The organism is Natrialba magadii ATCC 43099 (assembly GCF_000025625.1).
Lineage (GTDB): Archaea > Halobacteriota > Halobacteria > Halobacteriales > Natrialbaceae > Natrialba > Natrialba magadii.
This window is the reverse complement of the sequence record NC_013922.1, coordinates 3734959-3751858: the sequence shown is the minus strand read 5'-3', so window position 1 is coordinate 3751858 and position 16900 is coordinate 3734959. Positions and strand designations below refer to the sequence as shown.

15 protein-coding genes are annotated in these 16900 nt (G+C 63.8%); 9 read left to right on the top strand and 6 right to left on the bottom strand.

Going from position 1 to position 16900, the window contains the following annotated elements; all coding sequences use genetic code 11:
• Positions 1–391: 391 nt before the first annotated feature.
• Positions 392–1183 carry an RNA methyltransferase gene (locus NMAG_RS17455; RefSeq protein ID WP_004215786.1) on the top strand — a complete coding sequence of 264 codons (792 nt, stop codon included), beginning with the start codon at positions 392–394 and terminating at the stop codon, positions 1181–1183.
• Between the two features lie 108 nt (positions 1184–1291).
• Here NMAG_RS17455 and gatE read toward each other — a convergent pair whose 3' ends face one another.
• The 3 genes from gatE to btuC all read right to left on the bottom strand — a co-directional run bounded on the left by gatE (position 1292) and on the right by btuC (position 6305).
• On the bottom strand, positions 1292–3196 hold the full coding sequence (gene gatE, locus NMAG_RS17450; protein WP_012996855.1) for a Glu-tRNA(Gln) amidotransferase subunit GatE: 1905 nt from the start codon (positions 3194–3196) through the stop codon (positions 1292–1294).
• A gap of 398 nt (positions 3197–3594) precedes the next feature.
• Positions 3595–5205 carry an ATP-binding cassette domain-containing protein gene (locus tag NMAG_RS17445; RefSeq protein ID WP_004215788.1) on the bottom strand — a complete coding sequence of 537 codons (1611 nt, stop codon included), beginning with the start codon at positions 5203–5205 and terminating at the stop codon, positions 3595–3597.
• The gene (btuC, locus tag NMAG_RS17440) at positions 5202–6305 is read right to left on the bottom strand and encodes a vitamin B12 ABC transporter permease BtuC (protein WP_004215789.1); all 1104 of its coding nucleotides are present in this window, start codon (positions 6303–6305) and stop codon (positions 5202–5204) included. The genes NMAG_RS17445 and btuC overlap by 4 nt, the downstream gene beginning before the upstream one ends.
• A 60-nt stretch (positions 6306–6365) precedes the next feature.
• Between btuC and NMAG_RS17435 the strand changes: the two genes are divergently transcribed.
• The 4 genes from NMAG_RS17435 to NMAG_RS17420 all read left to right on the top strand — a co-directional run bounded on the left by NMAG_RS17435 (position 6366) and on the right by NMAG_RS17420 (position 9508).
• A complete protein-coding gene (locus NMAG_RS17435; RefSeq protein ID WP_004215790.1) occupies positions 6366–7568 on the top strand; it encodes a PGF-CTERM-anchored ABC transporter substrate-binding protein in 1203 nt (400 codons plus the stop codon).
• Between the two features lie 174 nt (positions 7569–7742).
• Entirely contained in the window at positions 7743–8024 is a 282-nt protein-coding gene (srp19, locus tag NMAG_RS17430) for a signal recognition particle subunit SRP19 (RefSeq protein ID WP_004215791.1), read from the top strand.
• Positions 8025–8083: 59 nt separating this feature from the next.
• Positions 8084–8332, top strand: coding sequence for an H/ACA ribonucleoprotein complex subunit GAR1 (locus NMAG_RS17425; RefSeq protein ID WP_004215792.1), 249 nt, complete (start codon positions 8084–8086; stop codon positions 8330–8332).
• A gap of 138 nt (positions 8333–8470) precedes the next feature.
• Complete coding sequence (locus tag NMAG_RS17420) at positions 8471–9508, top strand: presenilin family intramembrane aspartyl protease PSH (RefSeq protein ID WP_004215794.1); 1038 nt, start codon at positions 8471–8473, stop codon at positions 9506–9508.
• A gap of 63 nt (positions 9509–9571) precedes the next feature.
• On the opposite strand, the gene NMAG_RS17415 is transcribed toward NMAG_RS17420, so the two are convergent.
• From NMAG_RS17415 to NMAG_RS17405, 3 genes are all read right to left on the bottom strand, one after another.
• On the bottom strand, positions 9572–10273 hold the full coding sequence (locus NMAG_RS17415) for a DUF6517 family protein (RefSeq protein WP_004215796.1): 702 nt from the start codon (positions 10271–10273) through the stop codon (positions 9572–9574).
• Positions 10274–10371: 98 nt separating this feature from the next.
• On the bottom strand, positions 10372–11868 hold the full coding sequence (gene cysS, locus NMAG_RS17410; protein WP_004215798.1) for a cysteine--tRNA ligase: 1497 nt from the start codon (positions 11866–11868) through the stop codon (positions 10372–10374).
• Between the two features lie 111 nt (positions 11869–11979).
• Positions 11980–12528 (bottom strand): DUF7523 family protein, encoded by a 549-nt coding sequence (locus tag NMAG_RS17405; protein WP_004215799.1) that lies wholly within the window; start codon positions 12526–12528, stop codon positions 11980–11982.
• A 116-nt stretch (positions 12529–12644) separates the two neighbouring features.
• Between NMAG_RS17405 and NMAG_RS17400 the strand changes: the two genes are divergently transcribed.
• From NMAG_RS17400 to NMAG_RS17385, 4 genes are all read left to right on the top strand, one after another.
• Positions 12645–12911: a BolA family protein gene (locus tag NMAG_RS17400; protein WP_004215800.1), complete on the top strand. Its 267-nt coding sequence runs from the start codon at positions 12645–12647 to the stop codon at positions 12909–12911.
• A 76-nt stretch (positions 12912–12987) separates the two neighbouring features.
• Complete coding sequence (locus NMAG_RS17395; protein ID WP_004215802.1) at positions 12988–13449, top strand: PH domain-containing protein; 462 nt, start codon at positions 12988–12990, stop codon at positions 13447–13449.
• Between the two features lie 5 nt (positions 13450–13454).
• A complete protein-coding gene (locus tag NMAG_RS17390) occupies positions 13455–15395 on the top strand; it encodes a PH domain-containing protein (protein WP_012996854.1) in 1941 nt (646 codons plus the stop codon).
• Between the two features lie 20 nt (positions 15396–15415).
• Positions 15416–16858, top strand: coding sequence for a class II fumarate hydratase (locus tag NMAG_RS17385; protein WP_004215807.1), 1443 nt, complete (start codon positions 15416–15418; stop codon positions 16856–16858).
• Positions 16859–16900 lie beyond the last annotated feature (42 nt).

Here is a 16900-nt window from a genome sequence, read left to right as displayed (position 1 = left end):
TAGTAATACTAGATGTAGTACGACGAAGTAGTCATGAGTAGTCCTAGAGACTTCTCTCAGACAGAACCAACGATAACTCAGACGGTTCCAGAACAACTCCACTAATTCAGGAACTTCCAATCAAACCTGTCCCAACGGCTCTCGATGAACTCAACTAATCCCGAACTATCCAACCAATTCCGGCTGTCCACCAGTAGCACTCACCTCACACACACTTTCATCACACATTCTCATCACATACACACCACACACCTAACACACTCAACACACTCAACACACTCAACACACCCAACACACCTAACACATCCACCAGCACAGACACCGAACCACACACAGCGAACAGGTCACTTTTAGCCTCCCGTTCGATACTCTGTGTGTACTCTCGAGTTCCATGACTGACGCGAACGACCACCCACAGCAGGACGCAGCAGTTGACGACCTCCCGTCCCGTCGAACACCACCTGCAGTCGCCGTCGTCGACGCACAGTTCCCGGGCAACGTCGGCACCATCTCCAGAGCGATGAAGAACTTCGGCTTCAGTAACCTCCTCCTGATCGATCCACCGGAACTCGATCCCGACGGCGAGGCCTACGGCTTCGCCGGCCACGCACGCGACGATGTCCTCCCGAATGCGACCGAGATATCCTTCGACGAACTGGTCTCAGACTATCACACGATCGGCTGTACCGCCGTCACCAACGAGAACGACCGGAGCCACATGCGCTTTCCCTTCTCTACGCCTGCCGACCTCGCCGAGCGCTTGCCAACCGTCGAGGCCCCGACTGCGCTCGTTTTCGGACGCGAACGCGTCGGCCTGACGAACGAAGAACTCGCCCATATCGACGAAATCTGTGCAATCCCCGCGAGCGAGGAGTATCCCGTCCTCAACCTCGGCCAGGCCGCGACGATCACGCTCTACGAACTGCGCTCGCTGGCGCTCGACAAAGACGAAACGCAACTGCCTGATCTCGAGCGCGTCCGCGCGGACGAGGCGACGGTCGACCGACTCTACGACCAGTGGGCGGACCTCCTCGAGGAAATCAATCACCCGCCCGAAAAACGCGAGAAGACGATGCGAATGCTCCGGCGCGTCTACGGCCGCGCTGACCTCACCGAACGTGAGGCGAACACGTTCCTCGGACTCCTCCGACGGGCAACGGAACGGCCAGCAGAACAGGACTGAGCAGAACAGGACTGAACTCAATCAATTCGACTCGATACTCGAGACCGGGAGTACTCGAAATCAGAAGTCGAAAGTCGAAAGTCGGAACTCGAGTGCGCCCGCCAGCGCTCAGGCCCGCTTCTGAATCTCCTCGCGCAGCAACTGACTCACCAGGTCGCCATCGGCTTTTCCGCGAAGCGCACCCATACACTCACCCATGAGTCCGGAGAACGCCTGCATCCCTTCCTCCGCGACCTGCTCCTCGTTTCGCTCGACGACGCCGACGACGGCCTCCCGGACCTCCGCCTCGTCGGCACCGCCGAGTCCCGCATCTTCGGCCGCCTCCTCGGCAGTCTGATCTGGTTCTTCGGCCAGCACCGTGAGCAGATCCGGGACGCCTTCGTTCGGCAACTCACCACTCTCGACCAACTGGAGTACCGACGCGATATGCGTCTCGGTCAGGGCCTCAACGGGAACGTCGTCCCGTCGGAGTTCGGTCAGGGTGGACTCGAGTGTCGTCGCGGCGAGCGTCGGATCGATGCCGTCCGCAACCACGACCTCGAACAGCGGCATGTGCTTGCCGTAGGCGACCTGTTCTGCGAGGCCCTCGCCGAGGTCGAACTCGTCCTGGTAGCGTTCGACCTTCTCGGTGAGCAGTTCAGGCTCTGGGACCTCGCTCGGGTCTGGTTCGACGGGTGGCACGTCGGTTTCGGGGTACATCCGCGCTGCACCGGGGAGCGGGCGCAGGTAGCGGGTCGTGCCGTCGTCGTTCGCGCCGCGGGTCTCTTCGGGGACGCCCTCCAGCGCGGCTTCGGCGCGCTCGGCGGCGGCTTCGATTGCGGCCTCGGCGACGTCGGTGTCGGCGGCGACGATGGCGACGGCGTCGTCCGGCCCGGCACCGACGGCTTCGCGCAGCGCCGCGACTTCGGCCTCGGTCACGCCGTAGGCGGGGAGTTCGTCGGTGTGGAAGATGCCGCCCGCGCCGTGGCGCTTTGCGTGGTCGGAGAGTTCGGTGCCGAGCCGTCGGTCAGGCGCAATTTCGCGGCCGACGATCCCATCGAAGCCGGAGAGCAGGACGCCCATCACGGCACCACCGGAGTTGAGCGCGCCACCAATAACACCGCTCTCGGTGTCCTCGAAGACGTCCGTCACGTCCTGTACGTCACCCACGGACGCGTCGCGTTCGGCGAGCTCCTCTCGAATTTCGACGAGTTCGCGCTGCCGGGCGGCCTCGGTGCGGACGATGTCGTCGATGTCGTCCAGACTCTGGACACCCTTGATCTCGACGCGTGCACCGTCTGCGATGGAGACGTTGACGTCCTGGCGAATCGTCCCGAGTCCGCGCTTGACCTTGCCCGTCGAGCGCAGGAGCATCCCGATTCGTTCGGCGGCTTCGAGGGCCTGCTCCGGCGTCGAGATATCGGGCTTCGTGCCGATCTCGACCAGCGGAATGCCGAGTCGATCGAGGCTGTAGCGGACGCCGTCGTCGGTTTCCTCGACGCGCTGGGCGCTCTCCTCTTCGAGCATGAGATCCTCGATACCGACCGCGCCCTCGCTGGTCTCGATCTCGCCGTCGGTCGCGATCAGCGTCGAGCGCTGGAAACCCGAGGTGTTCGAGCCGTCGACGACGATCTTGCGCATAACGTGGGCCTGATCGACCGGCGACATATCCATCAGCTGGGCAATCTCGAGGACCGTCTCGAGTGCCTCCGCATCGAGTTCGTGGGGCGGTTCGTCGTCTTCCTCGACAAGACAGGTCGAGTCGTAGGCGAGGTACTCGAACTCGCGGTCGACGCGACTCTCCTCCAGGGCGGCCTCGTCGATTTCGCCGAGTTCGCTCCGCGTTGGGTGGAGGTAGCGCGTGAAGGTTCGATCGGCCGCTTCGGGCTCGCGAATCTCAGTCGGACACTGGCAGAACAGTTTCGTCGCCGTATCGAGTTGCTGGTGAATCTCCAGCCCGGCAACGAGTCCGAGGTCGTCGTAGTCGAGGTCGGACTCGGCCCCGGAGCCGGATGCGGTCTCGCGTGTACTCATTGCGCGGTAATCGGTGGTGGAGGGGTAAAAAACCGTCCAGTTGCGCCGATGATTGCGACCCGGCACGTCCCGAACCGCCCCAGATTGTACGCGCCGCCGCCCACGTTGCTTCTGGCCGCGTCAGATCTCGGCGAGTACGCACCTATAGTAACAACTGCAACTTGTTACACACTGATCGCACTTCCGCGGTTCTCACTCGTTCTACTCGCTCGCGGGTCACGTTGTTCCCCGCTCGTGGTCCGCGGTTCTCACTCGTTCTACTCGCTCGCGGGTCACGTTGTTCCCCGCTCGCGGTCCGCGGTTCTCACTCACTTCGTTCGTTTCGAACCGCGCTCGCTCCGAACCGCGCTGCCATCGTGCGAGCTGGTGTGCAGTGACTTGCAGTGGCTACTATTGTCTCAGTCGTCCTGCGACTCCAGCGACTCCCGCAACTCCCGCGACACCGCAGACTCGCCTTCCGTCTCGTCCCCAATAGACGCTCGCGTTTCTGCGCTCGTCTTGTCCGCACTCACCTCGCTACTCGAGTCCACCCCCACAGCCCCTGTCCCAGTGTCCGACACTGACAGCACACTCTCGACACCGTCGAGAACCTCGTCAAGACCGACTTCGATACCGCGCTCGCGACACGCCTCGTAGCGCTCCCGTGCCGCCGCACCCACACCGCTGCGTTCCGCGAGCGGCGTCGTTTCGACGAGGATCGGTTTCTCGACGGACTCGAGTGGATCGAGCACGAGTTGGTTGCCGGCAGTGAGCGTCAGGTCCGCGAGTACGGTCGTGTCTGCGTTTCCAATGTACGACTCGAGTTCGGCGCGGTCGTCGGTCGAGAGTGCGGCGAAGGGTTCGACTGTAACGGTTTCGACGGCTCGGCTGCTGCCATCACCGCCAGGGGCGGAGGACGCTCCCTCTGCAAGTCGGGCTGCCGTCTCCGCAGCCGCGTCGCCGTGTGTGACCGGTCCGATCGACACCTCGTAGCCGGCGGTGGCGAGCCGTGCGACAGCGCTCGCGGCGGTCGTACCGGTGCCGAGAACGTGGATGTGGGCGGCGTTCTCACCCGACACGTTGGCGGCGTTGTCTCCCGACTGCTCGCCCCCGCTGCCCGAAACCGCCGTGGCGTCCGGGAGCGCTGTCACCGTCTCCGTCCCGGTCACCGGATTCGTCGTTACCGTCGCGTTCGCGTCGAACGCCTCGGCGAGCGCATCGGCGGTGAGCACCGCGTCTGGCGCGCCGACGTCGTGGACTGTGCCGTTGGCGAGCACCACGAGTCGGTCGCAGTAGCGCGCCGCCAGATCCAGGTCGTGGATCGCTGCGACCGCCGTCCGCCCTGAATCGACCAGTTCGCGAACGAGTTCAAGCGTCTCGATCTGATGGTTCACGTCCAGACTGGCCGTTGGCTCGTCGAGCAACAGCGCAGGCGTCTCTTGTGCGATTGCGCGCGCGAGGACGACCCGCTGGCGCTGGCCGCCGCTGACCTCGTCGATCGGCCGCTCTGCGAGGTCCGTCGTCCGGGTCCGCTCGAGTGCTCGTTCGACCGCGTCGCGATCGTCGTGTGTCGGCGCAGAGAATCGCGAGCGGTGAGGGTGGCGGCCCATCTCGACGACGTCGCGGACGGGAAACGAGAACGACAGCGAGGTATCCTGCGGAACGACGGCGACGAGTCGACTCGATGCGCGCGAAGAGACGGTGTGAACGTCAGTGGCATCGATCGTCACGGTTCCCGAATCCGGCGTGAGTGCGCCGCTGATGGCGCGCAGCAGGGTTGTCTTCCCGGCGCCGTTCGGGCCGACGAAGCCGACGAACTCGCCGGGTTCGATCGAGAGCGAGACGTTTTCCAGAACGGTCAGATCGCCGAACGACAGCGAAAGGTCGGTGACCGTGATCGGAGCCGGCTCGAGTTGGAGTGTGTCCTCCTGTGGTTCGCTAGCGTCGGAGTCGTCCCAGCTACTCGAGTCGGTCGAGTCGGTCGAGTCGATCGAGTCGGTCGGGTCGATCGAGTCGGTCGGGTCGCTCACAGCGAATGCACCTCCCGTCGAACGAGCAGGAACAGGAAAAATGGGACGCCGACGAAGGCGGTGACGATGCCGACCGGGACTTCGGCCGGCCCGGTGCGGGCAATGGTGTCCGTCACGACGAGGAAGGACGCGCCGGCCAGTGCGCTCGTCGGGAGCAAAATCCGATGATCCGGGCCGACGATCAGGCGCATGATGTGCGGGACGACGAGGCCGACGAAGCCAATAACGCCGGCGACCGCGACGCCCGCTGCCGTCACGATGCTCGCGAGAGCGAGCAGGAGGAGCTTGGTCCGTTCGACGTCGACGCCGAGGTGGTGGGCGTCCTCCTCGCCGAGCAGGAGGACGTTCAGTTCGCGGACGTACGCACCGAGGACGCCGACACCGAGCAGCGCAACCGGCAAGGCGAATCCCACGTCGCTCCAGGTCGTGTTATTCAGGTGGCCCATCATCCAGACGACGGCCTGTCTGAGGTCGTCGCCGCTGTGAACCAGCATATACGAGATCAGCGCGCCTAGAAAGGCCTGAATCGCGACGCCGGCGAGCAGTAGGGTTGCGACTGGCGTGCGTCCGCCCTCTGTCGCGATAGCGTAGACGAGGAACGCCGTGACGAGCGCGCCCACGAACGCCGAGAGGTGAATACTCCCGAACGGCACGATCGCGGGAAAGGCGATAGCGGCCACGGCACCCGCCGCAGCTCCAGAGGAGACACCGATGATCGACGGATCTGCGAGCGGGTTCCGGAAGAATCCCTGCATGACGGTTCCTGCAGCAGCAAGCGAGAAGCCGACCGTCGCGGCGAGCGCGATTCGGGGCATTCGGATCGTTTCGACGATCAACTGGTGTGAGCCAGCGACATCGAACGAGAAGACGGCAGTGTACTCGAACGCCGGGATCAGCACGGGGATTGCGAACCCGAGAACGGTGATGCTTGTGGTGTTCACCGAGACACTGGTCGGAACGACGACGGCGTTCAGCGCGGCCATCGCGACCGTTACGGGATCAATTCGTACCGGGCCGAGTGCAGCGCTGACGAGGACGACGGCGACGAGCAGGACGAGGAGTCCCGCCGACCACGCGACAGTGCGGCCCGGTTGGTACATACTGTGCAAGCATGATTGCTTTAGCCAAATATTTGTTGGAGTAGATCTCACTCACGCTCGATGCGACACAAACGTACGCTCGTGCTACTCGCGGTACTGATGGCTGTCGTTGCTGCGTCGGCAACGGCGCCGCTTGCGGCCGCTGGCGGTATCGCAGGCGACAACCCCACCGGTGCCGCCCAGTCGGTTGAGACAGACCAGACCCCTTCGCAATCGCTTCTAGAGACACAATCGGCACTCACACAGGAGGCCGTCTCCTGTGAGTACCCACTCGAGTTGACCGACGCGACGGGCGAGACGATCACACTCGAGGAAGCGCCTGACTCCGTCGTTGCGCTGCAGGCCAGCGACGCCCAGACGATGTACGAAATCGGCGCGGAGGACCGCCTCGATGGGATGCCCTACAGCGACGCGACGAGCGGACTCGACCGCGGCGACCGCGCAGATGTCGGTGACGGCTGGACTGTCGACCACGAACAGATCATTGCAACCGATCCTGACCTCGTGCTGGCGGCGAACGCGACGCAGGCCGAGGATATCGAGACGCTACGCGACGAGGCAGACTTCACCGTCTACCACTTCCCGGAGGCCGAATCGATCGATGACGTGCGCGAGAACGTCGAGACGACTGGCGCGCTCGTCGACGAGTGCGACGGCGCCGACGACACGGTCGACTGGATGGACGACCAGCTCGAAATCGTCGAGACTGCACTCGAGGATGCCGACCGCCCGCTCGTCTACTACACGATGGGTGATGACGGGATGACGGCTGGAACGGGGACGTTCATCGGCGACATCCTGTCGACCGCTGGACTCGAGAACGTCGCCGAGGACGCGGGCATTACGTGGTACGAGCCGATCAACGCCGAGACGGTCGTCGACGCTGATCCGGAGTGGGTCGTTTACCCAGACGATAGGGAAGAACCACCGATCCCGGATGCAGCAAGTGAGATTACGGCTGTCGAGGAGGATAACGTGATCGCCGTCGATGCAAACCGACTGAACCAGCCGGCACCGCAGGTCGTGCTGGCGGTCACGTCGATCGTGGAGGAGATCCACCCTGAAGCCTACGACGAGGCGAGTGCAGAACTCGAGGGATCGGCGGCGAGCGATGATGATGGTGCTGGTGCGGGCGACGACGAGGACGGGGAGGCGACGACTGATGACGGAGATGCCGGCGACGATTCGATCCCTGGCTTCGGCGTTGCTGGGGCCCTTGCTGCTGTGCTTGCGACACTCGGTCTCGGCGCACGACTGCGCTAATCTCTCCGCTCACATCTTCTACTCGTCCACTCTTCTTAGTCGCAGTCTCGGTGGCAGTCTCTTCGGTTCTGTCGACTACCCTTTTCGCCGCTGGCCCCACTCGAATTCGGGACGAACGACGAACGACGAACGAAGTTGAAAAAGGTTTACTCACTTCCCCGCACAGGAACGGGCATGGTCGAGAACGTTATCTGGCCCGCCTATCTCGATGCCTCGCTCTCGCGGGCCGACGGACGGCGTGTCTCAGAGGAGTTGGCAGTCGATGAGCCATCGGTCGACGAAATCGCGAAGGCCGTCCAGCAGATCGGCTACGACGCGACAATCGAGCGCGATAAAGCTTATTCGCGCGAACCGTGGGCAAGACGCGGCCGAGTCGTTGTCCGTGGCGCGGAGGACTCGTCGAAGAACGATCTCGTGCAAGCCGTCGCGGCGTACGTCGTGGCGATGCGCGAGTGATGGAGCGTTGCGCTGCTCGCTATCAACCACACTGCCAATGAATTGCCAATGAACTGCCAATGAAACGAATCGGAACAGTCGTCCGAACGGCACAGGGACTCGCGGTGCTGCGAGCGGATGCCACCGACGGGGATGCGGACGACGCACACAGAGACGAAATCGGGACGATCGTACTGGATGACTCACTCGACGAAGTGGGACGCGTCGTCGACGTCTTCGGCCCGGTCGATCAGCCGTATCTTGCGGTTACGCCGGATTCCGGTGTCCACTTGCCGGCGCTCGTGGGGTCGACACTGTACGCGCGCTGACGAGCGTCGGAGAGACCACCGGACTCGACGCGACCCGAGATGCCGGAACGGGAGTGATCCGGGATGCCGGAAAGAGAGGATCGAAAATCGGGAACCGAGAAGAAAACACCCATACGAGCGCGCGTCAAACCCCGCGCCATGAACGACCGGATTCGGGTCTTCGCCGCCGTCGGGGTGACGGTCTTGCTGTTTCTCGGCGTCCAGCTCGGCGCGCTGGCGCTCACCGAGCCGTTCTACGAGGCCGGCCACCAGGCCGTCGAGAACCCGGAAGACCCCACTAACAGCGTCGTCTACGTCGCCATTATCCTCGTTGCGACCGCCCTCATGCTCGCCGCGTTCAAGTACAATCTGCAGGGACTCATCCGCGCGCTGATCATTGGCGTGAGCGTGATGGTCGCCTGGTTCGTCTTCGCCGAACTCGTCCCGCCAGTCGTCACGGCCGGTGATGCGGGTGTCAACGTCCTCGCGGTACTCGCCGCCTTCGGTGTCGGTGCTGCGCTTCTGGTCCATCCGGAGTGGTACGTCATCGACACCGCCGGCGTCCTGATGGGCGCTGGCGCGGCCGCGCTCTTCGGGATCAGTTTCGGGCTCTTGCCTGCCCTGCTCTTGCTCGCGGTGCTCGCCATCTACGACGCCATCAGCGTTTACGGCACCGAGCACATGCTCGACCTCGCGGAGGGCGTCATGGACCTCAAGATCCCCGTCGTGCTCGTAATTCCGCTGACGCTGTCGTACTCCTACCTGTCTCCGCCTGAGGAGTCTGCGCAGGCTGCTGCGTCTACCGACTCTACCGACTCCGCCGACGCCGTCGAGTCGTCTGACTCTGCCACAACGGAGCTGTCCGAAGGTACGGACCCAACCGACGAACCCACACCAGAACCACAACGCGACGCCCTGTTCATCGGCCTCGGTGACGCCGTGATCCCGACCATTCTCGTCGTCAGCGCGGCCTACTTCCTCGACGCGGGCACGCTCGACGTCCCCGGACTCGCGCTCAACCTACCCGCACTCGGCGCGATTATCGGCACGATCATCGGTCTCGTCGTCCTCATGGCGATGGTCATCCGCGGACGCGCACACGCCGGGCTCCCGCTGCTCAACGGCGGCGCAATCGGTGGCTACCTCCTCGGCGCACTCGCGAGCGGGCTCTCGATCGCGACGGCACTCGGGCTGTAGCTGGACTGTAACTGTCGCTGCACTTCCTCAGCACTCTGTTCACACCCCCTCAGCCAACCACACTCAGTCGACCATCTCGAGAGTCACATCCGAATCGTGCTCGAGTCCCGCCACGAGCGTGTCAATCCGCTCTGCCTCTGGTTCGTCCTGAAACAGCTCTACCGCCGCTGCGTCCGGATACGCACCGGCGACCACGATGAGATCCCCGTCGTGGGCGAACTTCGAAACATCGGCACGAACCGGAATGTCGTCTGCACCGTACATCGACGCCTCACCCTCGAACGTCTCGAGTACCACTGTCTCGCCAAGCGACTCGACAGTCCGTTCGTCGACGACCGTCTCGTTGTCGAGCGTCACCTCGTCGAACTGGCTCTCGACTCGTCTCGCGATCTCGGCGGTCGACAGCTCGGCAACAGGGTTGAACTCCTCGCCGAGCAACCCTACCTGTGGCGTCGTCGCGACACCGAACAGTCCCGCGTCCGCCTCTGCCGGTCCATCGCCCAGTACGGTCGACAGTATCCCTATCGTCCGCGTGTACTCGCTCGCGAAGTTCGTCGCCTCGACGGTCTGGCGGGCAACCGTTCGCGTCTCGACGACCTCCTCGGTTCCCTGGTAGGCGTAGCCGGTCTCCTCGAGTGCATCGTCTGCGACGACCGCGGGTGTCGCGGAGAACGAGGTGACGTCTGCGAGTGCGTCGTCGAGACAGCCGGCCATGAGGCCGAGTCCGCAGACTGCCCCTGCGGCGACGAACTCGCGTCTATCCATACGTGTTTGACCACGACCATCCGCAAAAGAGCGAACCTTGCCATCCCGTGGCCGGCCCGTCGATCTCCTGTCCCTTTGCCTCGGCCGACGAAAGAGGCCTACTCGCCCGACGGCAGTCGATACGTCGGCCCCTCGTCCGTATCCTGGACTTCGACGCCCAGCGACTCGAGTTCGTCGCGCAGGTCGTCGGCGCGCTCGTAGTTGCCGTCGGCGCGCTCTTGCTCGCGGACGTCGAGGACGAGGTCGACGACATCGCCCGCGAGCGCGGCGCTACCCGTAGTGTCGCCGGTAAAGGAGAGGCCGAGAATAGCGCCGAGTTCCTCGAGTGTGTCGATGGCGCGGCGGAGGCCGCGGTAGTCGTACTCGTCCCGATCCTCACGGTGGGCGTTGATCGCTGAGGCCACCGACAGCAGCGCGGACTGTGCCTCGCGCGTGTTGAAGTCGTCGTTCATCGCCGTCGTGAACGTCTCGCGGGCCTCGTCGACGGCCGTTCGAAGGTCGTCGTCCTCGACTTTCGTTCGTGCTGCCGGCGAGTCGACAGCCTCAACAGCTCTCTCGTGGGCGCGCTCGAGTTGCTCCCAGCGCTCTCTGGCCTCGGCGATGGTCTCGTCCGAGTAGAGCTGCTGGCTGTTGTACGAGCCTGCCGTCAGGAACGTGCGTATGACGTTCGTCCCCCACTGGTCGACTGCCTCGTCGACGGTGACGAAGTTACCGAGACTGGAGGACATCTTCTCGTCGGCCATCTGGAACAGTTCGCAGTGGAGCCAGTAGTTCGCGAACTGCTGGCCGGTCGCGGCTTCGGACTGGGCGACTTCGTTCTCGTGGTGGGGGAAGACGAGGTCACGGCCGCCGACGTGGATGTCGAGCGTGTCGTCCAGGTGGGTCGTACTCATCGCGGAGCACTCGATGTGCCAGCCGGGGCGGCCCTCGCCCCACGGCGAGTCCCACGTGAGAGCGGTCTCGCAGGCGTGTTCGGCGGGTGCAGCGGCCTCGTGGCGGTGCTCTTCGATATCGCCGGGTTCGACCCCGTCGGCCTTCCAGAGTGCGAAGTCCGCGGGGTTGCGCTTCTCCGAGCGCTCGTCAGGGTCGCCCTGGGATTCGATCTCGTCGAGTTCCTGGTTCGAGAGTTTGCCGTACTCCTCGAAACTACTCACGTCGAAGTAGACCGAACCGTTGGATTCGTAGGCGTACCCCTTCTCGATGAGCGTCTCGACGAGATCGATAATTTCGGGGATGTGCTCGGAGACGCGCGGGTAGACCTCCGCTCGCAGGAGATTCAGCGAGCGCATGTCCGCGAGGGTGCGCTCGATGTACGTCTCTGCGACCTCGGCTTCGCCCTCCCCCAGTTCGTCCTCGCCGACGCGGGCGACGATTTTCTCGTTGATATCGGTGAAGTTCTCGACGTGGCGCACGTCGTAGCCGCGGTACTCGAGCCAGCGGTGCATGACGTCGACGTGGACCCACGATCGCGCGTGGCCCAGGTGGGGCGGATCGGAGACCGTCAGGCCACAGTAGTAGAGCAAGACGTTCTCGGGGTCCTGTGGCTCGAACGGTTCCTTTTCGCCCGTCAACGTGTTCGTCACGTGCAGGGTCATTAGGAGAGTGTACCCGTGGCCCGTAGTTAAACGCTGTCAATAGGGGCATTGCGGCGGCATTGTAGTCTCTTCACTACGTTCGATCTGTGTGGGCTTGTGCCAGCTACCAGACTACTCAGTCGACGGCACCCGTTCCAGCGCCGCCTCCACCGTCCGCACCGCGTTCGCCCCCTCCCGGCGCTCGACAATTACAATCAGCGTCTCATTCCCGACGGCCGCCGCCACCGGTTCTATCTTTGCGACGGCAAGGGACTCGAGTGTGGCCGCCAGCGCGGCGGCGTCAACCGCGCCGGTGGCGTAGATTGCGGTCAGGTCGCCGCCGTTGGAGCCGAAGGCGGTGCCGCCGACGGTGACGAGCGCGGAGCCGGGGTCGTCAACCGTGCCGATGCTGCTCTCCATGCGGACGCTGACGTCGCGAGCGTCGTGGGTTTGGGCGGGGAGCTCCTCGGCGTAGCGTCGGAGCGCGGTGGCGATGGCGTCGATGTCGCCGTCGATCTCGGCGACACTGTCGCTGCTCTCGCCAACGCCAGTAGCTGCATCGGACTCGTCGCCCGAGAGAAACCGAGCGGCGGCAGTGTAGTTCGCGACGCCCGCGCGAAGCGCCGTCACGAGAAACGGGTGGGCCTCGACCGCGCGGCGCGTCTCGGCTGCCAGTGACATGTTCGTCACAGCACTGGCACCCGGGCAGCATAAAGTCGCCGACTGGTGGCCGCGAGTCGCTCCAAAACTCACTGCCGACCGGGGCGCTTTTGCCGCGAGCGCCCAATCTGTCACCTATGAACCCAGCAGACGTCGCAGACCTGATCGAATCGGAACTCGAGGACGCCGACGCGACGGTGCGACCTGCCCGAGACAAACACGACGAGGACCACCTCGCGGCGACGGTCATCTCGCCGGCTTTCGAGGGTCAATCACTGGTTCAACAACACCAGCAGGTCTACGACGCCCTCGATGACCACATGACGACGGATATCCACGCACTCGAGCTCTCGACGTACACGCCGGACGAGTACGAGGAGCACGGTGGAGCGGAGGACGAGTAAAATCACCTCCCGAGTGAACACTCACCGATCGAAACAGAACCGTAGGTTTCTCCTGCTCGCCTGATAGGATACTGCTATGGAATCACTACACCCCCGGATCAGACTGCTCTGGATCGCCCAGGCTGCGATTCTGGCGATCATCCTCGGGATCGTCCTCGCCGCCATCGACCCGTGGCTCCTCGAGATTCCGACCGTCGCTCAGGTAGGCGTCGTCGTCGTCGGAATCGTTCTCGGGCTCGCCTACGCCGTTCGGCTCTATCAGGTCTGGCAATTCGAACTCCAGCCCGACGCGCTCTACCTCGAACGGGGCGTCATCACGTTCGTCGAAACCGCCGTTCCGTTCGTGCGCGTCCAGCACGTCGACACCCAGTTCGGCCCGATCGAGCGCGCACTCGGCCTCTCGAGTGTCATCGTCTACACGGCTGGCTCGCGTAACGCCGACGTTCGGATTCCGGGATTGACACCGGAGCGAGCGCGTGAGCTACAGGACACCCTTCGCGACCTCGCCATCGAGAGCGAGGCCGACGACGCGGTCTGATCGCTATGGCTCCGACTATGAACAGACTCCATCCGCTCAGCGCGGTCACGTACGCCCTCCAGTACGGCTTCCTCTGGCTCTGGATTCCGGTCGTCCTCCTGCTCGTGCTGGCAGGGGCGTTCGACCCGATCAGCGGCGCCTGGGTACCGTTCGCCGCTCCGTTCGGCTTTCTTGCGGGCATCGCCTACGGGATCGCCTACTACTATCGCTTTGGCTACGAGGTCACCGACGACACCGTCGACGTCTCCTCGGGCGTGTTCGCCCGCCGCTCTCGCGAGATTCCGTACGGCCGCATTCAGAACGTCGACATCAGACAGGGCGTCCTGCAACGGCTGCTCGATCTCGCAATCGTCTCGATCGAGACCGCTGGCGGCGGAACGACCGAAGCGACGCTGAACTTCGTCAGCGAAGCCGAAGCAACCCGCCTCCAGCGCGAGATTCGCCGCCGAACGGCTGCGGCGCGAGACCGCCGCAGAGCGAGCCAGGCGGGCGAGGAGACGGCTGGCATAGATACTGACTCCCCCCGTCAGACCGACCCGCGTGAGTCCGCTGACCAACGCGACCAGGCTGCGGAGGAGGAGCCGTGGGATCATCCACTCGAGTCCGGTCTGGATGCGGATTCGGATGCGGATGCGGATGCGGATCCGGATTCAGAGCTGGAGCCAGGTCCAGAGCCAGCCTCGGAGTCTGAACCAGTCCCGGACGCGGATCGCGTTCCTGCTCCCGACTCCGAGTCGGCGGCCGAAGTCGGATCCGAGACCGATCACGACCGTATGGGTCCGCAACCGACCGACGCGGTCGATGACGATGAGTACGATACGTTCGATAAATTCGACGACGGTGCTGGATTTGACGAGCATGCTGACCAAGACGACCGCGACGAGTTCGACGAATTCGGTCAGCCACAGAAACAGCCGCTGTTCGACCTGCAGGCTCGCGAGTTGCTGCTCTACTCGTTCACATCGATTCGAGCCGCAGCGGTTGCAGGTGTGCTCTTCGTCTTCTTCCTGGGAACCGATCTGGTCTTTGACTACCTGTTGACGGTCGCCGAACCGGTCGGCGGCCCGGAAGATCTCGGAACCGGGACGCCCACGAATTACGGCATCCTGACGATCGTCTCGCTAATCAACGGTATTGTCATCACGTACATCCTGAGCGTGGCCTACACGTTTGCGACGTACTACGACTTCCGGCTCGGTCGCGTCGACGAGGACTTCGTCTACGAACGCGGGCTGCTCCAGCGCTACAGCGGCTCGATCCCGGCCGAGAAGGTCCAGTCCGTAACGGTCACGGACAACCCGCTCCAGCGCCTGATCGGCTACGCCGGCCTCTGGGTCGAAACCGCAGGCTACGGCCCCGAGAGCAACGGCGGGAGTCAGTCCGCCGTCCCACTGGCCGAGAAAGCGCGCGTCTACACGTTCACCGAGAACCTGACCGGCGTCGAGACGCCGAAGTTCGAACAGCTACCCAAGCTTGCACGCCGGCGCTATCTCGCGCGATACTCCATCATTGCCAGCGTCATCGTCGCCATTGCGTTCGGGATCACGCAGGTGACCGTACTCGAGCGCTGGTATCTCGCGGCCGTCGTCTTCGCCGCGGTGCCGCCGGCGGCACACCTGCGCTACGTCAATCTCGGCTACTACGTCGGAGAGGACCATCTCGTGGTTCGACGTGGCTTCTGGAAGCGCCAGACGACCGTGATTCCCTACTACCGGATTCAGACCGTGTCGACGCGCCGGTCGATCTTCCAGCGTCGACTCGGCCTCGCCTCGCTCGTGATCGACACGGCGAGTTCGCGGACGATGGTTCGCGGCACGCCGACGATATACGACGAGGAACTCGGGGATGCACGAGACGTCCACTACGAGTGTCGTGAGCGACTCCAGACGGCACTCCGTGAGCGAGCGGAGGCCGACGACCTCGGCGTTTCGGTGGATTTTACCTGACCGGACGCAAGGCTCAGCGTATGGGATCACCTGACGGTACCGACGATAGCAGTGATGACGGCGAGTTCCGAATTGAAGAGGACAGTCTCGGCGAGATGGAAGTTCCAGCCGACGCTTACTGGGGCGCACAGACCCAGCGCGCGATCCAGAACTTCCCAATCTCGGGCATCTCCTTCAGCCGCCGATTCGTCCGCGGACTCGGCGTCGTCAAGAAGGCCGCCGCGCAGGCAAACCGTGACCTCGGACTGGTCGAAGACGACGTAGCCGAGGCGATCATCGAGGCCGCAGACGAGGTTATCGCCGGCGAGCACGACGATCAGTTCCCGGTCGACGTCTTCCAGACCGGCTCCGGTACGTCCTCGAACATGAACGCCAACGAGGTCATCGCCAACCGCGCCGCCGAGAGTATGGGCGCGGAGATCGGCGACCGCGTCGTCCACCCGAACGACCACGTCAACTACGGCCAGTCGAGCAACGACGTCATCCCGACCGCAATGCACGTCGCGAGCCTCGAAGCCGTCGAGAAGGACATTATTCCCGCACTCGACACGCTCCGCGAATCCCTCGAGAAGAAGGAAGAGGAGTTCGACGACGTCGTCAAAACGGGCCGAACCCACCTGCAGGACGCGACACCCGTCACGCTCGGTCAGGAATTCGGCGGCTACCGCACGCAGGTCGAGAAAGGGCTCTCCCGCGTCGATAAGGCCCGAGAGCACCTCGCAGAACTCGCACTCGGCGGCACCGCGACCGGAACCGGGCTCAACACGCACGAGGAGTTCCCCGGTCGTGCTGCCGAGTACATCACGAAGGAGACCGGTGTCCAGTTCCGCGAGGCGGACAACCACTTCGAGGCCCAGTCCGCTCACGACGCAATGTCGGAAGCTCACGGCGCACTCCGCGTCGTCGCCGGCTCGCTGAACAAGATTGCAAACGATCTGCGTCTGCTCGCCTCCGGACCGCGCAACGGCCTCGGTGAACTCGAGCAGCCCGAGAACCAGCCCGGCTCCTCGATCATGCCCGGCAAGATCAACCCGGTCGTCGCCGAAGCCGTCAACCAGGTCCACAAACAGGTCGTCGGCAACGACGCCGCCGTTTCCGCCGGCGCAGCGGAGGGCCAGATCGACCTCAACCTCTACAAGCCCGTCCTCGCGCACAACTTCCTCGAGTCCGCCGAACTCATCTCGAACGCGAGCCAGGTCTTCGCCACCCGGTTCGTCGACCCACTCGAGGCCAACGAGGAATTCTGTGAAAACCAGGTCGAACAATCGATGGCGATGGCAACGTCGCTCAACGTCCACATCGGCTACGACAAGGCCAGCGAGGTCGCAAAGACCGCGCTCAAAGAGGACAAGACCGTTCGCGAGGTCGTACTCGAGAAGGACTACCTCTCAGAAGAGGAAGCCGACGAAGTGCTCGACCCCGCTGCGATGACTCAGCGCGGCATTCTCGGCCAGGACGAGTAAACTACTCTGTTCCGGGTTTCTGTTTACCACTCTGCTGACTGC